Annotated in this window: 1 protein-coding gene; it reads left to right on the forward strand. The window is 58.6% G+C overall.

The window, feature by feature from the left end:
• Window positions 1-297, forward strand: a 297-nt coding sequence (locus ACM9LZ_RS26070) for an integrase core domain-containing protein (protein ID WP_416622408.1), incomplete at its 5' end; no start/stop codon positions are given.
• Between the last annotated feature and the right edge of the window lie 39 nt (window positions 298-336).

Consider the following 336-nt stretch of genomic DNA (forward strand, 5'->3'; position numbering starts at 1 on the left):
TATTTGTCCATCCGATACACCGAGCGGCTGGGGCTGGCCGGCATCGAACCGTCGGTCGGCAGCGTCGGCGATTCATACGACAATGCCTTGGCCGAAACCGTCAACGGCCTCTACAAGGCGGAGGTCATTCACAGGCGAGGACCGTGGAAATCCTTTGAAGCCGTGGAATACGCAACCCTCGAATGGGTCGACTGGTTCAACAACCGACGCCTGCTCGAGCCTATCGGAAATATCCCGCCCGCAGAGGCCGAACAACGCTATCATGACGCCGTGAGCATTCAGCAAATGGCAGCATGACTCACGAACTTTTGCCGCCGACAATCCCGGCGCGGTTCA

The sequence above is a fragment of the Niveispirillum fermenti genome, assembly GCF_048066175.1.
Taxonomy (GTDB): Bacteria; Pseudomonadota; Alphaproteobacteria; order Azospirillales; family Azospirillaceae; genus Niveispirillum; species Niveispirillum fermenti.